We start from the raw sequence: 17,900 nt of genomic DNA on the forward strand, positions 1-17,900 counted from the left end.
ATGGAGGCGCGTACCGGAATCGAACCGATGTACACGGATTTGCAATCCGGTGCATAACCACTCTGCTAACGCGCCTTCGACTTCAAGAAACTCGCTTTAATCTAGCGTTCCTCTTGAGTACGGGATGCATTCTACGGATTCGATGGAATGAGTCAACACAATTTTTTTGATTTTAAATCGTTTGTCTATTTTGCGTTCAAAAAGCACCAAATTGGTCAATTTGTTAGCAAAAAAGCTTATGTTTTCCATGAGATAACTGAAATAGACAACCACGAAACTACCGTTTGCATCCCCTGATACAACGAAAGCTGAAACGCCAAGAATAAAAAAACGGGCTTACGCCCGTTTCTATCTGTCTAGTGGTTTTCTTCGTCGAGAAGATCGTCTTTGGCAGCCATCAAATATTGGGCCATCGACCAGTAAGTTAAGAAGGTCGCAACATACAGTGCACCGTAACCTAACCAAACCATCCAGTCATCGTAGCGCCAAATAAGCACCCAAAGCGCAAACATTTGCGTTAAGGTTTTTACTTTTCCAATCCAAGAAACGGCGACACTTGCGCGCTTGCCTATTTCCGCCATCCATTCACGTAACGCTGAAATAATAATTTCGCGGGCGATCATAGTTACTGCTGGAATGGTAATCCAGATGCTGTGGTAGTACTCGGTAATTAAGATTAAGGCTGTCGCGACTAGAACTTTATCGGCCACTGGATCAATAAATGCGCCGAAACGCGAAGTTTGACCAAGTTTACGTGCCAACATCCCATCAAGCCAGTCAGTAAAACCAGCTACCCAGAACACCATTGCAGCAGCAAAAGGAGCCCATTGATACGGAAGATAGAACACGACAACAAATACTGGGATCAGAAAAAGTCGTAGTAAAGACAGAATGTTGGGAATATTAAAACGCATATTATAAGGCTCTTGTCGACTGCCGCTTAATGGTGCTGCATTTTCGTTATTGTTTCAATGCCTGATAAATATTTTCTGCCAAAGAATTACTGATTCCCGGCACTTTGGCAATTTCTTCGACAGTCGCTCGTTTCAACTCTTGAAGCCCGCCCATATATTTGAGCAAAGCTTGGCGACGTTTTGGACCTACCCCTTCAATACCTTCTAACGCACTGGTGCGGCGAGTTTTACCTCGTTTCGCTCTGTGTCCTGCGATAGCATGGTTATGACTTTCGTCGCGAATATGCTGAATTAAATGCAGCGCAGGCGCATCACTCGGCATATTGAACTCATCACCATCAATGGTAATCAGGGTCTCAAGTCCCGGTTTACGGGTAACACCTTTGGCAATACCAATCAGCCTTGGGCGTTTGGGCCAATCTTCCCAACACTTAGCAATCACTTCATGGGCGCGATTAAGCTGACCTTTACCACCATCGATAAAAATAATGTCCGGAATTTTTTCAACGTCTAACTGTTTTGAATATCGACGCTCTAACACCTGCCCCATCGCGGCATAGTCATCACCACCAGTAATGCCCGTGATGTTGTAACGGCGATATTCCTGTTTAAGAGGGCCTTCATGGTTAAACACAACGCAAGACGCAATGGTACTTTCACCCATAGTATGGGATATATCAAAACACTCCATACGGCTGATGTTATCCATGTCGAGTTCTTCTTGCAGCGCTTTAAAGCGCTGGTTGATCGTCATCTTATGGTTAATCTTGGTCGTAATCGCCGTTAACGCATTGGTATTCGACAATTTCAAATAACGAGCTCGTGTTCCAGTAGGATTCACATGGAAAGTGATCTTTCTGCCTGCGACTTGCTGTAATGCCTCGCGCAAAGGAACAGAATCTTCTAACAGACCTTCATTGAGGATGATTCGAGTTGGTATCGTCCGCGCTTCATTGTGATTCAAGTAGTACTGACTAAGAAAACTCTCAAACACTTCCTCTTTAGAAGTATTGTTTGGAATTTTGGGGAAATGACTGCGGCTACCGAGAATTTTACCCTGACGAATCATTAAGATATGAATACAGGCGATGCCATTTTCCTGTGCAAAGCCAAGCACATCCATATCATCCATACTGTCTTCAGAAACAAACTGCTGTTCTTGAACACGGCGGATAGCCTGAATCTGATCGCGATATTTTGCCGCCTGCTCAAACCGCAGCTGTTGGCTGGCGTTTTCCATCTTCTCGATAAGAATTTCCAGAACCTGTTTATCCTTCCCTTGCAGAAAGTAACGGACATAATCCACCAACTCAGCATACTCTTGATCGGAAATGATGCTTTTTACGCACGGGCCTGCACAGCGACCAATCTGATACATCAAGCATGGACGGGTTCGGTTGCTATAGACCGTATCTTCACACTGGCGTACTGGGAAAATTTTCTGAATCAGGTGCAATGTTTCACGCACTGCTCCCGCATCCGGATAAGGACCGAAGTACTCACCTTTGCGCTTTTTAGCACCACGATGCAGTGATAAACGCGGGTGTTTGTGTCCACTGATAAAAATATAAGGGTATGACTTATCATCACGCAGTAGTACGTTGTATTTCGGCAAATACTGCTTGATGTAGTTATGTTCGAGGATCAACGCTTCCGTTTCGGTATGAGTAACCGTTACGTCAATCTTGGCAATGTTACTAACCAGAGCACGCGTTTTTTCACTGTCGATTTTTTTACGGAAATAACTGGAAAGGCGTTTTTTAAGGTCTTTTGCTTTACCGACATAAATAACATCAGCATCGGCGTTATACATACGATAAACGCCGGGCTGATCCGTTACTGTCTTTAGAAAAGAGACCGAGTCGAACACTTCTGACACTAGAGTTTCTCTGTGTCTAGCATTCCATGTCGAATAGCTAAGTGAGTCAACTCTACATCACCACCGATATCCAGCTTGGCAAACAAGCGATAGCGGTAACTGTTGACCGTTTTAGGACTCAGATTCAACTGCTCAGAAATATCGGTAACTTTTTGTCCTTTGGTGATCATCATCATGATCTGAAGTTCACGTTCAGACAAATCGGCAAATGGGTTTTCAGAAGCAGGTGAAAATTGACTTAAAGCCATTTGCTGCGCTATTTCTGGAGAGATATAACGTTGGCCACTGTTCACAACACGAATAGCGTTAACCATTTCGTCTGGAGCGGCACCTTTTGTTAAATAGCCCGCGGCCCCAGCCTGCATGACTTTTGTTGGGAACGGGTTTTCAGTATGTACTGTTAATACGATGATTTTTACGTCTGGATTCACGCGTAAAATTTTCTTGGTCGCTTCTAACCCACCAATGCCCGGCATGTTCATATCCATTAACACGACATCTGCATGGTTGTTACGACACCATTTTACCGCTTCTTCACCGCTATCAGCTTCCCCTGCTATGTTCATTCCACGGACGTCTTCAATAATACGTCGTATCCCTGTGCGAACCAGCTCGTGATCATCTACAAGGAAAACACTAATCACTCTTGTATCTCCACACTTATCTATTTGGCTCTGCACCCACCGAGGTAGTGGATAACAGCTTGGCTGCCTAGTCTAACTTAAAATTGGATTTTTTCTCACACTGAATATGTGCTCAAACCCAAACTTTAGCAAGCACTTATTTATAGGCATTGCCACAAATTGAGAATTTATAAAAATATCAACTCTTTGAGCAACCTGACAAACATATCAGGGTATTCTTACATTAAAAGTGACTTTTATAGGAAGTTTGAGCGAGCTCTTGTTCTGTTCAAGAGATCGTTACCTTATCGCATACGTTTTAAGCAAGACGCATCGATTCTGCTATTTGGTTAACTTTTTGCTATTATGCCCACCAAGATAAACCGCAAGCTCACTCTCTCGCTCGGAACGACCATTTGACTATTCAGCAAGGCTTTCTACTTACAAGGCAATCACGAGACATAAAAGGTAAAACTCACATCGAGCTTTGGCTTGCGACTGACTCGGGGCCAACTCAATTAATCATCAAAGATGAAAAGCCGGTGTTTTTTCTTGAGCAAACGTCTGTAGAGCGGGCAAATCAACTTCTTGCTGCAAACAAACTCTCGGCAAACATTCGTAATCTTGAAATGTTGTCGTTTGAACAACAACCGCTTGCGGCCTGCTATTGCGACACAATTCAACAAGCTAATGCCTTAAAGACACTGTTTGAACAAGCAGACATCCTAATTCTTGAGTCGGATATCAAGCTGGCTGATCGTTTTCTGATGGAACGATTTATCCAAGGCGGCATTACCTTTACCGGTGATTTCACGCACTACCCAAACTATCAGAGAGTCCTTAACGCCAAGTGTAAAGCGGGAGATTACACGCCAAAGCTGAAAGTGGTTTCTTTGGATTTAGAGTGTTCGGAGAAAGGCATTCTCTATTCTATTGGTCTAGATAGCCCGATGGATAGCCGCGTTATCATGATCGGCGAACCGCAAGATGCAGAGACCAATATTCAGTGGGTATCAAGTGAATATGAGTTGCTGCAAGCATTGTGTGCTTGGTTTGAACAATATGACCCCGATGTTATCGTTGGCTGGAGTGTTATCGATTTTGACTTTCGACTGCTGCACAAGCGAGCGGAGTGGCACAACATGAAGCTGATGCTCGGCAGAGGCAATCAGCCGAGCTTTTTCCGCAGCGCGAGTCAAACTCAACAAGGGTTTATTACCATACCTGGACGTGTGGTTTTGGATGGTATAGATACGCTGAAAACCGCCACGTATCAGTTTCGTTCTTGGTCGCTAGAATCGGTTTCTCAGGAGCTGCTTGGCGAAGGTAAAGACATTCACAACGTTCACGATCGTATGGATGAAATTAACCGTATGTATCGGCACGACAAGCCTTCACTAGCAAAATACAACTTACAAGACTGCGTACTGGTGAATAAGATTTTCCAGCACACTCACCTACTCGATTTCGCCATTGAACGCTCAAAACTGACTGGTGTTGAATTGGATCGCATTGGCGGTTCTGTTGCTGCATTTACCAATTTATATCTTCCACAACTGCATCGTGCTGGCTACGCCGCGCCAAACTTACATTCAGAAAACTGGCTAGCAAGTCCGGGCGGCTATGTTATGGACTCGATTCCGGGGTTGTATGACTCAGTATTGGTACTGGATTTTAAAAGTCTATACCCGTCAATTATACGTTCATTTCTTATTGATCCTCTGGGCCTAATCGAAGGCTTAAAACTGGAAATAGGCAGCAGTGAAAGCCAAGCAGTACCGGGTTTTCGCGGTGGTCAGTTCCACCGTAGCAAGCATTTCCTGCCGCAAATGATTGAAAACCTGTGGGCGGCCAGAGATATTGCCAAGAAGAACAACGACAAAGCCTTCTCTCAGGCTATTAAGATCATCATGAACTCATTCTATGGTGTATTGGGGTCTTCCGGTTGCCGTTTCTTCGATACTCGCCTTGCTTCCAGTATTACCATGCGCGGTCATGAAATCATGAAACAGACCAAGGTTCTGGTTGAAGAGCAAGGTTACCAAGTGATCTATGGCGATACCGACTCAACCTTTGTCTCACTTGGGCGTGAACACAGCCAAGCTGATGCAGACGAAATAGGTAAAAAACTGGTCGCTCATATTAACCAGTGGTGGACATCGCATTTAAAGCAGAATTATGCGCTTACCTCTAAATTAGAAATCGAATACGAAACTCACTATCGCAAATTTTTAATGCCAACGATCCGAGGCTCAGAAACCGGCTCTAAAAAGCGCTATGCAGGCCTAATTGGTGAGGGTGAGCAAGAGCGAATGGTATTCAAAGGACTTGAAAGTGCCAGAACCGATTGGACGCCACTCGCTCAGCGTTTTCAGCACACCTTGTACTCAATGATTTTCCACGGTGAAAACCCTGACAGCTATGTTCGCCAAATCGTTGAAGATACCCTTGCGGGTAAATGTGATGATGAACTGGTCTATCAGAAGCGTCTGCGCAGAAAGCTGCATGAGTATCAGAAAAACGTACCGCCTCAAGTGCGCGCAGCCCGCCTAGCTGATGAAATCAACGAACAGTTAGGACGCCCCTTGCAGTATCAAAACCGAGGAAGAATAGAATATCTGATAACACTCAACGGTCCAGAACCCAAAGAGTACCTAAAAAGCCGCATTGATTATCAGCACTACATTGATAAGCAGCTAAAACCTGTCGCGGATGCAATTTTACCCTTTGTCGGTTTGCAGTTTGAAGCCATTAGTCTGCCGCAGTTAGGGCTCTTCTAACTGACTTGCTGCGCTTGTGTTTTGGGAGGAGAGTTTTGTACGTAGTTGATAAAATCCTCAAGCTTCAAAGAACGACTGAACAACCAGCCTTGAATGGATAAGTTCGGGTGTTCGGCAATGGCATCTAACTGCGGCTGCGTTTCTACCCCTTCAACCACAACCGCTAAATCAAGCTCTGTGGCAACAGATTGTAAGCTGGCAAAAACCTTTCGCCCTTTATGCGTGTCCAAAGCTAGCACAAACGAGCGATCAATTTTGATCGCATCAATATCAAAGCGATTGAGATAGCTAAGCGACGAGTAACCCGTACCAAAATCATCAATGTAGATTTTCACTTTCATAGCGTGCAGACGTTCTAACGAACGTTGCAACGCCCATTCGTCCACCAGCAATGTCTCTTCAGTAATTTCAACGTGTATCTGATTACTAACGTCACCAATAGCGCTGATAATTTTCCCCAAATATTCATCATCGACTAATGTATCGGGAGTTATATTAACGCTCACAGGCACATAAACACCCAATTGGTTCCAATACACTATGTCTTTTGCCACTCTTTTAAACACCCACAAATCCATATCTTTCATTAACCCAGCGCTTTCTAACCAAGGAAGAAAACTGCTCGGCGGTAACAGATTCCCTTGATCATCCATAGCTCTTACCAACGCCTCACAACCGACTACTGCACCACTATGTTTTGCAACCTGAGGTTGATACTCCAAACAAAACTCTTTTTGGCTCATATTCTGGATTTGTTTTTCCACACGCGCTTGATGGTGCTCTTTTTGCTGCGCAAGGACGATAGGATCATCCGTTAACGTTTTCGCTTCTTCCTGACGGCGCATATAGGTGGTGTCAAGCGAGGCAATACGAATCTCTCGTTCTCCCAACACTTTATTGGTCGCTTTTACCGCAGGCAGATAAATCAAAATTCCCACAGCAAGGTTAAGAGCCTGTAATGCTACAGAGTGCCAATCACCATGAGTGGCGATCAGTGCATTGACGATGACTGGAGCGTTAAAAGGTACAGATACTGAAGGAATTGACACCAAACCGAGATTAACAGCCGTTAACCCAATGACGACATTAGCCAGCGGCGCTAATAAAAATGGTAAAAACAGACGAGGGTTAAAAATGATGGGTAACCCAAACAGCAAAATCTCATTCACGTTGATTAAGCCGATGGGGATGCTTGCTATTGCGATAAGACGCAGTGTTTTCTGTTTAGAAAACAATAGTAAAGCGAGCACTAACGATAGAGTCGATCCACTTCCACCAATAAATACAAAAGTGCCCATAAACGACAAGTTCATTGCATAAGGCGCACTGCCTCCTGCTGCAACAGTGGAATAAGTTAAGTCGCTGGCTTGTTGTAATAACTCAACCATGGGTAGTAAGGCGTAATAACCATGAATACCAAAAAACCACAATGTTGAATTCAATACTGCAAACACAGAACCGAAGGTATAAGGATCATTGGCATAATCATAGGTAAGCAGCTCATCCAAAGAAAAAAGCGACAGTGATTCAAGAATGACAAAATTCACCAACATCACCATCGCCAAGGTAATGATCGCCGGTAACACAAGATTTAGAGACTCCTTCACCATGGCGCCGGCGCTTTCCGATGAAGTAACATGCAAAGCTTTGAGAGAAAACAGATAGGCGATCAAAGGGATAGCGTATAACGGCGTCACGATTGCCATTACGATATAAAGCATCTCAAGCGTACTATTCGTTTTTATCAACGAAGCACTAATCACCAGATATAGGATACTCAGCAAAGCCATTGGTGGTCTTGGTATACGCCATTGCATTGCGAGCAAATATGAAATCGTTGCCGTCATCAGATAGGGAAATACATCACCGACAGCACTATTTATATCATAGAAAGCTTGTACCCATGACGGTCGACTCCCGATGTAAAACTCGGCGATACAAGCGACAAAAAGAGCCAACGAAGAGAGCATCAAACAAGGAATCAACCAAATCATACCCTGTCGAATGGCATGCATAGAGGAATGCCCATATTTCAGTACACGACCGAACATGTAACTTGGCTTTTCTCTGAGACTAACTGGCATACAACTGCTCCACCAACCCCTACTATCTAAAGTTAGCACAGCAAAAAATTAACTATCGAATTAGTTCGTTATATTGAGAAATTTATTTTTAATTGAATCACTAACCAATGCGAAATTCGGTTTTTTGATACTGCTGAACCAACCAAGACCCAAAGTTATCAAGCAAGCCAATCACAGAGCGCTTGGGGATAATTCGGTCTTTCAATAGCAAACCTAAGCGGTCGACTTCTAACTTCATTTCAGGATGGTAACGGAGGAAGTTCTGCCCACACTCTAAAGGATCATCAAACCATTTCTTATCTTTGTACATAACAAGAGAGTAGCTTGCTCTCAGCAGCTTTTTCGCCATCTGCTTTTGCGCTTTTAACTGCTCTTGAGGTGTATTGGCTTTCACTATTTTGGCGCGAAGTGCTGGTACCCAATCCGAGATATCCATATTCCAGTGCTTGGCGATTTCCCAACTCGGTTCAAAATCGCCAAAACATTCTGCCAAGTTGTCGCCGTAAACACAGACACAACAGTGTCTGAGCATAAAGCCCCAAGTAAAAATGCTGTCTAAGGTAGCTATCTCGTCGACCAGAGCCGTCTTGATATTGACATCGGTTATAAACGGGAAGCTCTTTTGGAATCGCCAGCGAATCGTATTAAGCAGAGTCACTTTGCGATCTTCAAAAGGTCGTTTGGTAACAATCACCACGTCCATATTTGACTGACCCGCCACTGCTGTTTTCCTCGCAACACTGCCGTACAAGTAGATACTGTGCAATGCGTCCCCCACTCCCGCACGTAAGAAACGAACTAAGTCGTCAACTGCGGGTTGGAACTCAGGTTGAAAAGGCTGTTTAGGGTCAATAACCATAAGCGTCATGAACGGGTGTTAGCTCCATAGAGTGAAGAGGCTGTTTATGTTCCCTTAAGCACGGGCGTGAATCAATAGCTTAGACGCTTTGTGAAGCGTGAAATACAAATTTAATGCATTATTCTCATCTCAAGTTGCAGTCAGATATTCCTTTTCTGGTATGGCTATATGTATAATGCGCCGAAACGAAAAACGAAGGATAAGACTCCATGCCAAAGGCAAGTGAACTTAAAAAAGGTTTTGCGATTGTATCAAATGGCAAAACACTACTAATCAAAGATATTGAAGTAACAACTCCGGGCGGCCGTGGTGGTTCTAAGATCTATAAACTACGTTGTACAGATCTAAACACTGGTGCTCGTGTTGATGAGCGTTACAAGTCAGACGACTTCCTAGATACCGTTGACATGAACAAGCGTAACATTTCATTCTCTTACGTTGATGGCGACGAGTACATCTTCATGGACAATGAAGACTACTCTCAATTCAACTTCAAGAAAGCAGACATCGAAGACGAACTACTGTTCATCACTGAAGAAATTCAGGGTATGCAAGTAGTACTTGTTGATGGCAAACCTGTTGCTATCGAACTTCCTTCTTCTGTTGAGATGGTAATCGAAGAAACTGATCCTTCAATCAAAGGAGCTTCAGCTTCAGCACGTTCTAAACCAGCACGTTTCTCTACTGGTTTGACTGTTCAGGTTCCAGAATACATCGCTAGTGGCGAGCGCGTTGTTATCAACACGACTGAACGTAAGTTCATGAGCCGAGCGTAATATGTCTGAATTGATCTCATTAGACGACGCAATCGAAGCTGCATACGACATTTTCTTAGAAATGGCTCCAGACAATCTGGAACCCGTTGATGTGATTCTGTTCACCGCTCAATTTGATGATCGCGGTGCAGCAGAAGTTGTAGAAATTGGCGACGACTGGGTGGAACAAGTAGGTTTTGAATTTGATAAAGAAACTTACGCGGAAGTCCGTATTGGCCTCGTCAATGAAGACAATGATGAACTGGATGACGTATTCGCTCGAATGCTCATCAGTCTCGATCCAGACCATAAAGCTTGTCATATGATGTGGAAACGCGATTAATCGCAATCTCCGTATCATCAAGTGTCAAACGCCAACCTTAGGGTTGGCGTTTTTTTATCTATTTACCTGTGAGCGTATTATTCCACAAGCTCATATTGGATCACGTACAGCGATTCAATGCCTGGATAAATATCGTTAATCACTTGCTTTAACTGAGGCAAAGTCATGTTCTCCTGCTCAGCGTGAAATTCATTGAGGTCAGAAAACAGTACAGGTTCCACAGACTTAATCTTTAAACGGCAAAACCAATGCCCCTCTTCCAATGTGCTTACATCAACCACTGAGCCGGGTTGATAGTCTTTTTCACTTTCATCACGAATAGTAATCACTTTTTTGCCTGAGAGAATATCGGCTTCAAAACGGGCGAAAAATGTCATTGTTGTAGGAAATTGCATAACTTATCTCTAGCGCAAAAGGAGTGACTCATCCAGCTTGATAGCACAAAGCTAAGCTGGACGGGAACAAAAACAAACAATTGAAGGAGTATACAATTAGATGATACTTTGTGCCCTATCACATAAATAAAAATTTATTTACTTCAATTGCATAAAGAGAAAATCTGCCATTGCATTTTTCTTTTAAGTCGTAAAGTATTTGTATATTCAATTAAACTTTGAGCGCAGCATGTCTTCATCACCACTTTATACACAGATCAAGCACTATATTCTCGACAAGATTAATTCTGGTCATTGGCCTGTTGGTCATCGCATTAGTACTGAACTTGAACTGACCGAGCAATTTAATGTCAGTCGTATGACGGTGAATAAAGCGATCCGAGATTTGGTGTCTGAAGGCAAACTGCAACGTCGCCCTCGTTTAGGTACATTTGTTTGTGTACCTGAAGAGAAAGCAGAGTCGCCACTGCTAGATATTCGCAATATTGCTGACGAAGTGTTAAGCCGTGGTAAGCAATACCACAGTAAAGTTTTACAACAACGTGCCATCGTTGCTGATGAAAATGTCGCGATAAAGTTAGGCATTATGGTCGGCAGTAATGTGTTCTACAGTGAAATTCTGCATTACGCGAATGATACACCATTGCAACTTGAAATCCGTTGGGTAAACAGTCGTTATGCGCCGAATTATCTCGAACAAGACTTTTCGCAAATCACCCCTAACCAATACCTGTCAGCCAACTGCCCGTTAAGCGCTATCGAGCACACCGTTGAAGCTATCGTTCCTGATAGCCACATCAAAGCTGCTCTGGAACTGAGCAGCAATGAGCCATGTTTACTTCTTAACCGTCGCACATGGAGTGAAGACAAGTTGGTTAGCTCTGCACTGCTCTACCATCCGGGTTCAAAATATAAACTCACTTCAAAGGTTTTATTAAACGAGAAATAAAATTCTCACATTTTCACAACATTCCGCTTGATCAAAACCTTTAATTGCACTATTAATTGTATATACATTTAAACATACAAATAAAATTGCAACTCGATAACGATCGTCTAAAGAAGTAGGAATGTTATGGAACTTGTTTTAATTAACGCTCGCATTGTCAGCATGGAAGCTGGAGACGAAGGCTACCGACCTAGTCAACCGAGAACGATCGTCATAAAGAATGGACGTATTGAAGCCATTACCGATCAAAGTGTCGATACAACACATAGTTTTGTTGTTGATTGCACGGGTAAACTGGTTACTCCGGGTCTTATTGATGCTCATACCCACCTTATCTTTGAAGGTAATCGCGCAAATGAATTCGAAATGCGTTTGCAAGGCGTGCCTTACCAAACTATCGCAGCACAAGGCGGTGGTATTCTTTCTACAGTCAACGCTACTCGCAAAGCCTCCATCGACCAATTGGTCGAAACGGCACTACCAAGATTAGACGGATTGCTACAAAGCGGAGTTACATCCATTGAAGTGAAATCTGGGTATGGTCTGACACTGGAAGATGAAATCAAGATGCTCAAAGCAGCAAAAGAACTTGAGCAGCATCGTCGAGTAAAAATCACAACAACGTTACTAGCGGCTCACGCACTCCCTCCTGAATATAAAGATCGCCCAGACGATTACATCGAGCATATCTGCCAAGAGATCATCCCTCTGGTTGCAGAGCAAGAGCTCGCCACCAGCGTGGATGTGTTCTGCGAGTCGATTGGCTTCAACCTAGAGCAGACCGAAAAAATATTCCGCGGCGCTATCGAGCATGACTTAAAAGTGAAAGGCCACACAGAGCAACTTTCCAATCTCGGCGGCACAGCGTTGGCTGCTCGCTATAACGGCTTATCCGCAGACCATATTGAATATCTTGATGAACAGGGTGTTGAGGCACTGGCGCAGTCGGGTACGGTTGCAATGCTGCTTCCTGGCGCATTCTATTTCCTACGCGAAACGCAAAAGCCACCGATTGAACTGCTTCGCCAACATAAGGTTCCTATGGCTCTGGCTACGGATATCAATCCGGGCACCTCTCCCTTTGCAGACTTAACGCTGATGATGAATATGGGCTGTACTCTGTTTGGACTAACACCTGAAGAGAGTTTGCGTGGTGTGACTTGCCATGCAGCAAAAGCTCTGGGTTATGGCGATTCTCGAGGTCAAATCTCTGTTGGCTTCGACGCTGACGTGGCCATCTGGAACATCGACCATCCAGCAGATCTCAGCTACCAAGTGGGTGTGCCGCGTTTGTACGCTCGCATCGTGGATGGCGCCATCTGCAACGACTAACTCTAAACAAATTTGAGCGTAGTGGCTAAACCCTCACCGTTGCGCTGTTAAATCTCTGCTTTCGCAGAGAAACGATTTACTCAAGCTCCACGGAAACCGAGCTTAAACCAAATGATGTTTGGCACTACATAGGCCAAACCAATTAATGATGAAAAAGGAGTCTCACATGACGCAGCACCAAAACCAAGGTTCACGTCTTGATACTAGCCGCACTATTCGTGCACCACACGGAACCACGCTTCGTGCAAAATCTTGGTTAACAGAAGCACCGCTTCGTATGTTGATGAACAACTTAGACCCAGATGTTGCTGAACACCCACATGCACTTGTGGTTTATGGTGGTATCGGTCGCGCTGCGCGTAACTGGGAATGTTACGATAAAATCGTTGAAGTTCTTGAGCGTCTAGAAGAAGACCAAACTCTGGTTGTTCAATCAGGTAAACCTGTGGGTGTATTCCCAACGCACAAGAATGCGCCACGTGTACTGATTGCAAACTCAAACCTTGTTCCTCACTGGGCAAACTGGGAGCACTTCAACAAGCTGGATAAAGAAGGTTTGATGATGTACGGACAAATGACCGCAGGTTCTTGGATCTACATCGGTTCACAAGGTATCGTTCAAGGTACATACGAGACTTTCGTTTCGGTCGCTAAGAAACACTTCAACGGCGAAGCAAGAGGGCGTTGGGTTCTGACTGGTGGTCTTGGCGGTATGGGTGGTGCTCAGCCTCTAGCGGCTACCATGGCAGGCTTCTCTATGATCGCTGTAGAATGTGACGAATCACGTATCGATTACCGTCTACGTACTCGTTATGTTGATAAGAAAGCAACAAGCCTAGATGAAGCATTAGCAATCATCAACGAATCTGATGAGCCAGTTTCTGTCGGTCTACTAGGTAACGCTGCGGATATTTTCCAAGAGTTGGTTGATCGCAACATTACGCCCGATGTCGTTACAGACCAAACTTCTGCACACGACCCGCTAAACGGCTACCTGCCACAAGGTTGGAGCATGGAATACGCTGCTGAAATGCGTAACAGCGACGAAGCGAAGGTAGTGAAAGCAGCAAAAGCATCAATGGCGGTACAAGTACGTGCAATGCTTGAGCTACAAGCTCGCGGCGCTGCAACTCTGGATTACGGCAACAACATCCGTCAAATGGCGTTGGAAGAAGGCGTAGAAAACGCATTCGACTTCCCAGGTTTCGTTCCAGCTTATATCCGTCCACTATTCTGTGAAGGTATTGGTCCATTCCGTTGGGCAGCACTGTCTGGTGACCCAGAAGATATCTACAAAACAGACCAAAAAGTTAAAGAACTGATCCCAGATAACCCCCATCTACACAACTGGCTAGACATGGCTCGCGAACGCATTAGTTTCCAAGGTCTACCAGCACGTATCTGCTGGGTTGGTCTGAAAGATCGTGAACGTCTAGGTCAAGCATTTAACGAAATGGTTAAGAATGGCGAACTTAAAGCCCCGATCGTGATTGGTCGTGACCATCTAGACTCAGGTTCAGTAGCGAGCCCTAACCGTGAAACTGAAGGTATGATGGATGGTTCAGATGCTGTTTCTGACTGGCCACTACTGAATGCACTGCTTAACACGGCAGGCGGTGCAACGTGGGTTTCTTTGCACCACGGCGGTGGCGTAGGCATGGGCTTCTCTCAACATTCTGGTATGGTGATTTGTTGTGACGGTACTCAAGACGCTTCTGAGCGTATCGCTCGCGTTCTTCACAACGATCCAGCAACGGGCGTCATGCGTCACGCAGATGCTGGTTACGAAATCGCAAAACGCTGTGCAAAAGAGCAAAAACTTGACCTACCAATGCTCAATGAAGAGCTGGCTAAACTGAAGTAAGGACATCATAAATGTTAAATTTAGTCATTAAACCAGGCACTCTAACACTAAACCAACTGCGTAACGTTAGCCGTTCACCTGTGATTCTTTCTCTTGATCCAGAAGCAATTCCAGCCATCGATCGCAGTACAAAAGTGGTTGAGCAAGTGATTGCGGAAGGTCGCACTGTTTATGGCATCAACACAGGCTTTGGTCTGCTAGCCAACACCAAAATTGCCCCTGAAGATTTAGAAACTCTACAAAGAAGTATTGTTCTGTCTCACGCGGCAGGTATTGGCAAATTCATGTCAGACGAAACCGTCCGCCTGATGATGGTTTTGAAAATCAACAGCTTAGCACGTGGTTTTTCTGGTATTCGTTTAGAAGTTCTAGAAGCACTGATGGCGCTGGTTAACCACCAAGTTTACCCATGTGTTCCTAAAAAAGGGTCTGTCGGTGCATCTGGTGACCTCGCGCCTCTGGCTCATATGAGCACAGTTCTTCTAGGCGAAGGTCAAGCGCGTCACAATGGTGAAATCATCTCGGGCTTAGAAGCACTGAAGCTTGCTGGTCTATCTCCAATCACACTTGCTCCAAAAGAAGGTCTTGCTCTGCTAAACGGTACTCAAGCATCAACAGCGTTTGCGCTTGAAGGCCTGTTTATGGCGGAAGATTTGTTTGCTTCTGCGACAGTATGTGGTGCGATGTCGGTTGAAGCAGCCCTAGGCAGTCGTCGTCCGTTTGATCACCGTATCCACGAAGTGCGTGGCCACCAAGGTCAAATTGACGCAGCAGCGGCATACCGTCACCTATTAGATGAAACTAGTGAGATTGGTCAGTCACACACTTCATGTGAAAAAGTTCAAGACCCGTATTCACTGCGTTGCCAGCCTCAGGTGATGGGTGCATGTTTAACTCAAATCCGTAACGCGGCCGATATTCTGCAAACGGAAGCAAACTCTGTTTCAGACAACCCATTGGTATTTGCAGAAGATGGTGACATCATCTCTGGTGGTAACTTCCACGCAGAACCTGTAGCAATGGCAGCAGACAACCTAGCGCTTGCTATCGCTGAAATTGGTAGCTTGTCTGAGCGCCGTATGGCTCTGCTTATCGACAGCGCACTGAGCAAACTACCACCGTTCCTAGTGGATAACGGTGGTGTAAACTCAGGCTTTATGATTGCGCAGGTTACTGCAGCAGCACTAGCTAGTGAGAACAAAACACTGGCTCACCCAGCGTCTGTAGACAGCCTGCCAACCTCAGCAAACCAAGAAGACCACGTATCTATGGCTACCTTTGCTGGTCGCCGCCTACGTGATATGAGTGAAAACACTCGCGGTATCTTGGCGGTTGAATATTTGTCGTCTGCTCAAGGTCTGGATTTCCGCGCACCAAATAAATCTTCAGCTCGCGTTGAAGAAGCAAAGCAAATCCTGCGTGATAAAGTACCGTTTTACGATAAAGACCGTTACTTCTCACCAGATATTGAACAAGCGAATACGTTGCTTGAACTGGCGGTACATAACCACCTGATGCCAGCAAACATTTTACCAAGTCTTTAATAATCCAAACCGGTAACTAGAGCCCTTCGGGGCTCTTTTTTTAACTGTTCTGCACCTAATTTGACTGATTGGACCATTAAAATAACTTTAGCAGTTATAATCCACACAGTTTTTGTGAAATAGCGTAAATTATGTTTCTAACACCATACTTCTCAAACCAAGACAAACAATTCCAATTCACTCGCGAACAAGCTAGCCATTTCGCGAAAAAAGTGGCGGGTGACTACAACCCTATTCACGATGAAGACAGCAAACGCTTCTGTGTACCGGGTGATCTCCTATTCGCAGTGTTGCTACAAAAAGAAGGCATCAGCAAAAAGATGCGCTTTAAGTTTTCTGGCATGGTGAACGACGGCATTGCTCTGCACATTGAAAACAAATGTGAGAAAGAGAGCGCCGTGGTTGATGGAGCAGGTAAAGAATATCTGCACATGAGCCGAGAAGGTGAAGTTAGCCACAATCCAGCATTCATTGAACACGTTGTGACTAACTACGTGCAGTTCTCTGGTATGAACTTCCCTCATATCATGGTGCCTTTGATGGACGAACAGCAGATGATGATTAACCCTCAGCGTCCGTTGGTTATCTATGAAAGCATGGAAGTGGAATTTGAGCGTCTAGACCTAACACACCCAGAAGTGGAATACACTGGCGCAACTTTCGACGTGGATGGTAAGCGCGGCGTGGTAACCATGACTTTCGCATTTAAAGAAGAAGGTGTGGTTGTCGGTCACGGTGTGAAGCGTATGGTTGCAAGTGGTCTGAAACCTTACGAACAAAGCGAGATTGACGATCTAGTGAATCGCTTTAACGAACGCAAAGAGACCTTTTTAGCTCAGCTTGCAGCATAATCATTCCAAATGAATAACTGAGCCCTACTCCATTGAGTGGGGCTTTTTATTTACCTCACAAGCAGATTTGCTTTATATCCAGCGCCGGACACGAGTTTTATAGTCAACATAAGGCTGACCAAAAATCTGCGCTAAGGTACGCTCCTCAGGCTCTATCTGAAAGCGGTTCATATACCAAACGAATCCAACACAGGTAAGCAAACTCAAACCATTCTCTTGCCAGTAAGCAAAACCAATCAACAACAGCAACAAACCTAAATACATAGGATTGCGTGAATAGTGAAAGATGCCACTTTCTACTATGCTCGTCGCTTGATGGGGTTTAGTTGGATTTACCGTTGTTTTCGCTTTACGAAACTCATAGATACCAGCAATGCCAATAAAACCCGAAAGCACAAAGCAGATGCTCCAGACTACGCCAACAAAGGGCAATGGAACATGAGCAAACGTGAAGATATGGGCAAAGCGATTAATCAGTACCATAGCAATCACAAACACGGCTACTGGCGGAATTTTGAGTTCCAGTCGATGCATTGGTTTTCTCCGTTAGCATTCAATCAATATACTTATACCCAAACTATTTGGAGTTGCAGGTAGGCGGCAAGTGAGTGAATCCCTATGAGCATAGTAAACTATGTGATTGGGGTGAACGAACGTAGCCAACACCGCTGCAGCTTCAAGTAGGAAGGGTATTATCGTCTAATAATGATAGATAAAGTTAAGCCCGA

Annotated in this window: 15 protein-coding genes and 1 tRNA gene; 8 read left to right on the forward strand and 8 right to left on the reverse strand. The window is 44.6% G+C overall.

Going from position 1 to position 17,900, the window contains the following annotated elements; genetic code table 11:
- Nucleotide 1: 1 nt before the first annotated feature.
- From ACRQQK_RS00005 to uvrY, 4 genes are all read right to left on the reverse strand, one after another.
- A tRNA-Cys gene (locus ACRQQK_RS00005) sits at nt 2-75 on the reverse strand.
- 281 nt (nt 76-356) lie between these two features.
- The gene (gene pgsA / locus ACRQQK_RS00010; protein ID WP_457509194.1) at nt 357-914 is read right to left on the reverse strand and encodes a CDP-diacylglycerol--glycerol-3-phosphate 3-phosphatidyltransferase; all 558 of its coding nucleotides are present in this window, start codon (nt 912-914) and stop codon (nt 357-359) included.
- A gap of 46 nt (nt 915-960) precedes the next feature.
- Complete coding sequence (uvrC, locus tag ACRQQK_RS00015; RefSeq protein ID WP_457509196.1) at nt 961-2,793, reverse strand: excinuclease ABC subunit UvrC; 1,833 nt, start codon at nt 2,791-2,793, stop codon at nt 961-963.
- On the reverse strand, nt 2,793-3,437 hold the full coding sequence (gene uvrY / locus ACRQQK_RS00020) for a UvrY/SirA/GacA family response regulator transcription factor (protein ID WP_042488427.1): 645 nt from the start codon (nt 3,435-3,437) through the stop codon (nt 2,793-2,795). Before uvrY ends, uvrC begins: the two co-directional genes overlap by 1 nt.
- A 395-nt stretch (nt 3,438-3,832) precedes the next feature.
- Between uvrY and ACRQQK_RS00025 the strand changes: the two genes are divergently transcribed.
- Nucleotides 3,833-6,196 carry a DNA polymerase II gene (locus tag ACRQQK_RS00025; RefSeq protein ID WP_457509198.1) on the forward strand — a complete coding sequence of 788 codons (2,364 nt, stop codon included), beginning with the start codon at nt 3,833-3,835 and terminating at the stop codon, nt 6,194-6,196.
- On the opposite strand, the gene ACRQQK_RS00030 is transcribed toward ACRQQK_RS00025, so the two are convergent.
- Together ACRQQK_RS00030 and ACRQQK_RS00035 are read right to left on the reverse strand one after the other, a co-directional pair.
- Nucleotides 6,193-8,280, reverse strand: a complete 2,088-nt coding sequence (locus ACRQQK_RS00030; RefSeq protein WP_457509200.1) for an EAL domain-containing protein — start codon at nt 8,278-8,280, stop codon at nt 6,193-6,195. The two genes, ACRQQK_RS00025 and ACRQQK_RS00030, sit on opposite strands and share 4 nt — an antisense overlap.
- A 100-nt stretch (nt 8,281-8,380) precedes the next feature.
- Nucleotides 8,381-9,148: a nucleotidyltransferase domain-containing protein gene (locus ACRQQK_RS00035; RefSeq protein ID WP_457509202.1), complete on the reverse strand. Its 768-nt coding sequence runs from the start codon at nt 9,146-9,148 to the stop codon at nt 8,381-8,383.
- A gap of 200 nt (nt 9,149-9,348) precedes the next feature.
- On the opposite strand from ACRQQK_RS00035, the gene yeiP reads away from it, so the two are divergent.
- Entirely contained in the window at nt 9,349-9,915 is a 567-nt protein-coding gene (yeiP, locus tag ACRQQK_RS00040) for an elongation factor P-like protein YeiP (RefSeq protein WP_167413388.1), read from the forward strand.
- A gap of 1 nt (nt 9,916) precedes the next feature.
- Nucleotides 9,917-10,237, forward strand: coding sequence for an HI1450 family dsDNA-mimic protein (locus ACRQQK_RS00045; RefSeq protein ID WP_042488411.1), 321 nt, complete (start codon nt 9,917-9,919; stop codon nt 10,235-10,237).
- A 77-nt stretch (nt 10,238-10,314) separates the two neighbouring features.
- On the opposite strand, the gene yqfB is transcribed toward ACRQQK_RS00045, so the two are convergent.
- Complete coding sequence (gene yqfB, locus ACRQQK_RS00050) at nt 10,315-10,632, reverse strand: N(4)-acetylcytidine aminohydrolase (protein ID WP_457509205.1); 318 nt, start codon at nt 10,630-10,632, stop codon at nt 10,315-10,317.
- A 229-nt stretch (nt 10,633-10,861) separates the two neighbouring features.
- Here yqfB and hutC point away from each other — a divergent pair, with 229 nt between their 5' ends.
- The 5 genes from hutC to ACRQQK_RS00075 all read left to right on the forward strand — a co-directional run bounded on the left by hutC (nt 10,862) and on the right by ACRQQK_RS00075 (nt 17,172).
- Complete coding sequence (gene hutC / locus ACRQQK_RS00055; RefSeq protein ID WP_457509207.1) at nt 10,862-11,581, forward strand: histidine utilization repressor; 720 nt, start codon at nt 10,862-10,864, stop codon at nt 11,579-11,581.
- Between the two features lie 126 nt (nt 11,582-11,707).
- Entirely contained in the window at nt 11,708-12,913 is a 1,206-nt protein-coding gene (hutI, locus tag ACRQQK_RS00060) for an imidazolonepropionase (RefSeq protein WP_457509209.1), read from the forward strand.
- 166 nt (nt 12,914-13,079) lie between these two features.
- Complete coding sequence (hutU, locus tag ACRQQK_RS00065) at nt 13,080-14,777, forward strand: urocanate hydratase (RefSeq protein ID WP_457509211.1); 1,698 nt, start codon at nt 13,080-13,082, stop codon at nt 14,775-14,777.
- An 11-nt stretch (nt 14,778-14,788) separates the two neighbouring features.
- Nucleotides 14,789-16,321 carry a histidine ammonia-lyase gene (gene hutH, locus ACRQQK_RS00070; protein ID WP_457509213.1) on the forward strand — a complete coding sequence of 511 codons (1,533 nt, stop codon included), beginning with the start codon at nt 14,789-14,791 and terminating at the stop codon, nt 16,319-16,321.
- A 131-nt stretch (nt 16,322-16,452) separates the two neighbouring features.
- Nucleotides 16,453-17,172 (forward strand): DUF3581 domain-containing protein, encoded by a 720-nt coding sequence (locus tag ACRQQK_RS00075; RefSeq protein ID WP_457509214.1) that lies wholly within the window; start codon nt 16,453-16,455, stop codon nt 17,170-17,172.
- A gap of 72 nt (nt 17,173-17,244) precedes the next feature.
- On the opposite strand, the gene ACRQQK_RS00080 is transcribed toward ACRQQK_RS00075, so the two are convergent.
- The gene (locus ACRQQK_RS00080; protein WP_457509216.1) at nt 17,245-17,706 is read right to left on the reverse strand and encodes a methyltransferase family protein; all 462 of its coding nucleotides are present in this window, start codon (nt 17,704-17,706) and stop codon (nt 17,245-17,247) included.
- Between the last annotated feature and the right edge of the window lie 194 nt (nt 17,707-17,900).

The organism is Vibrio sp. C8 (assembly GCF_054051265.1).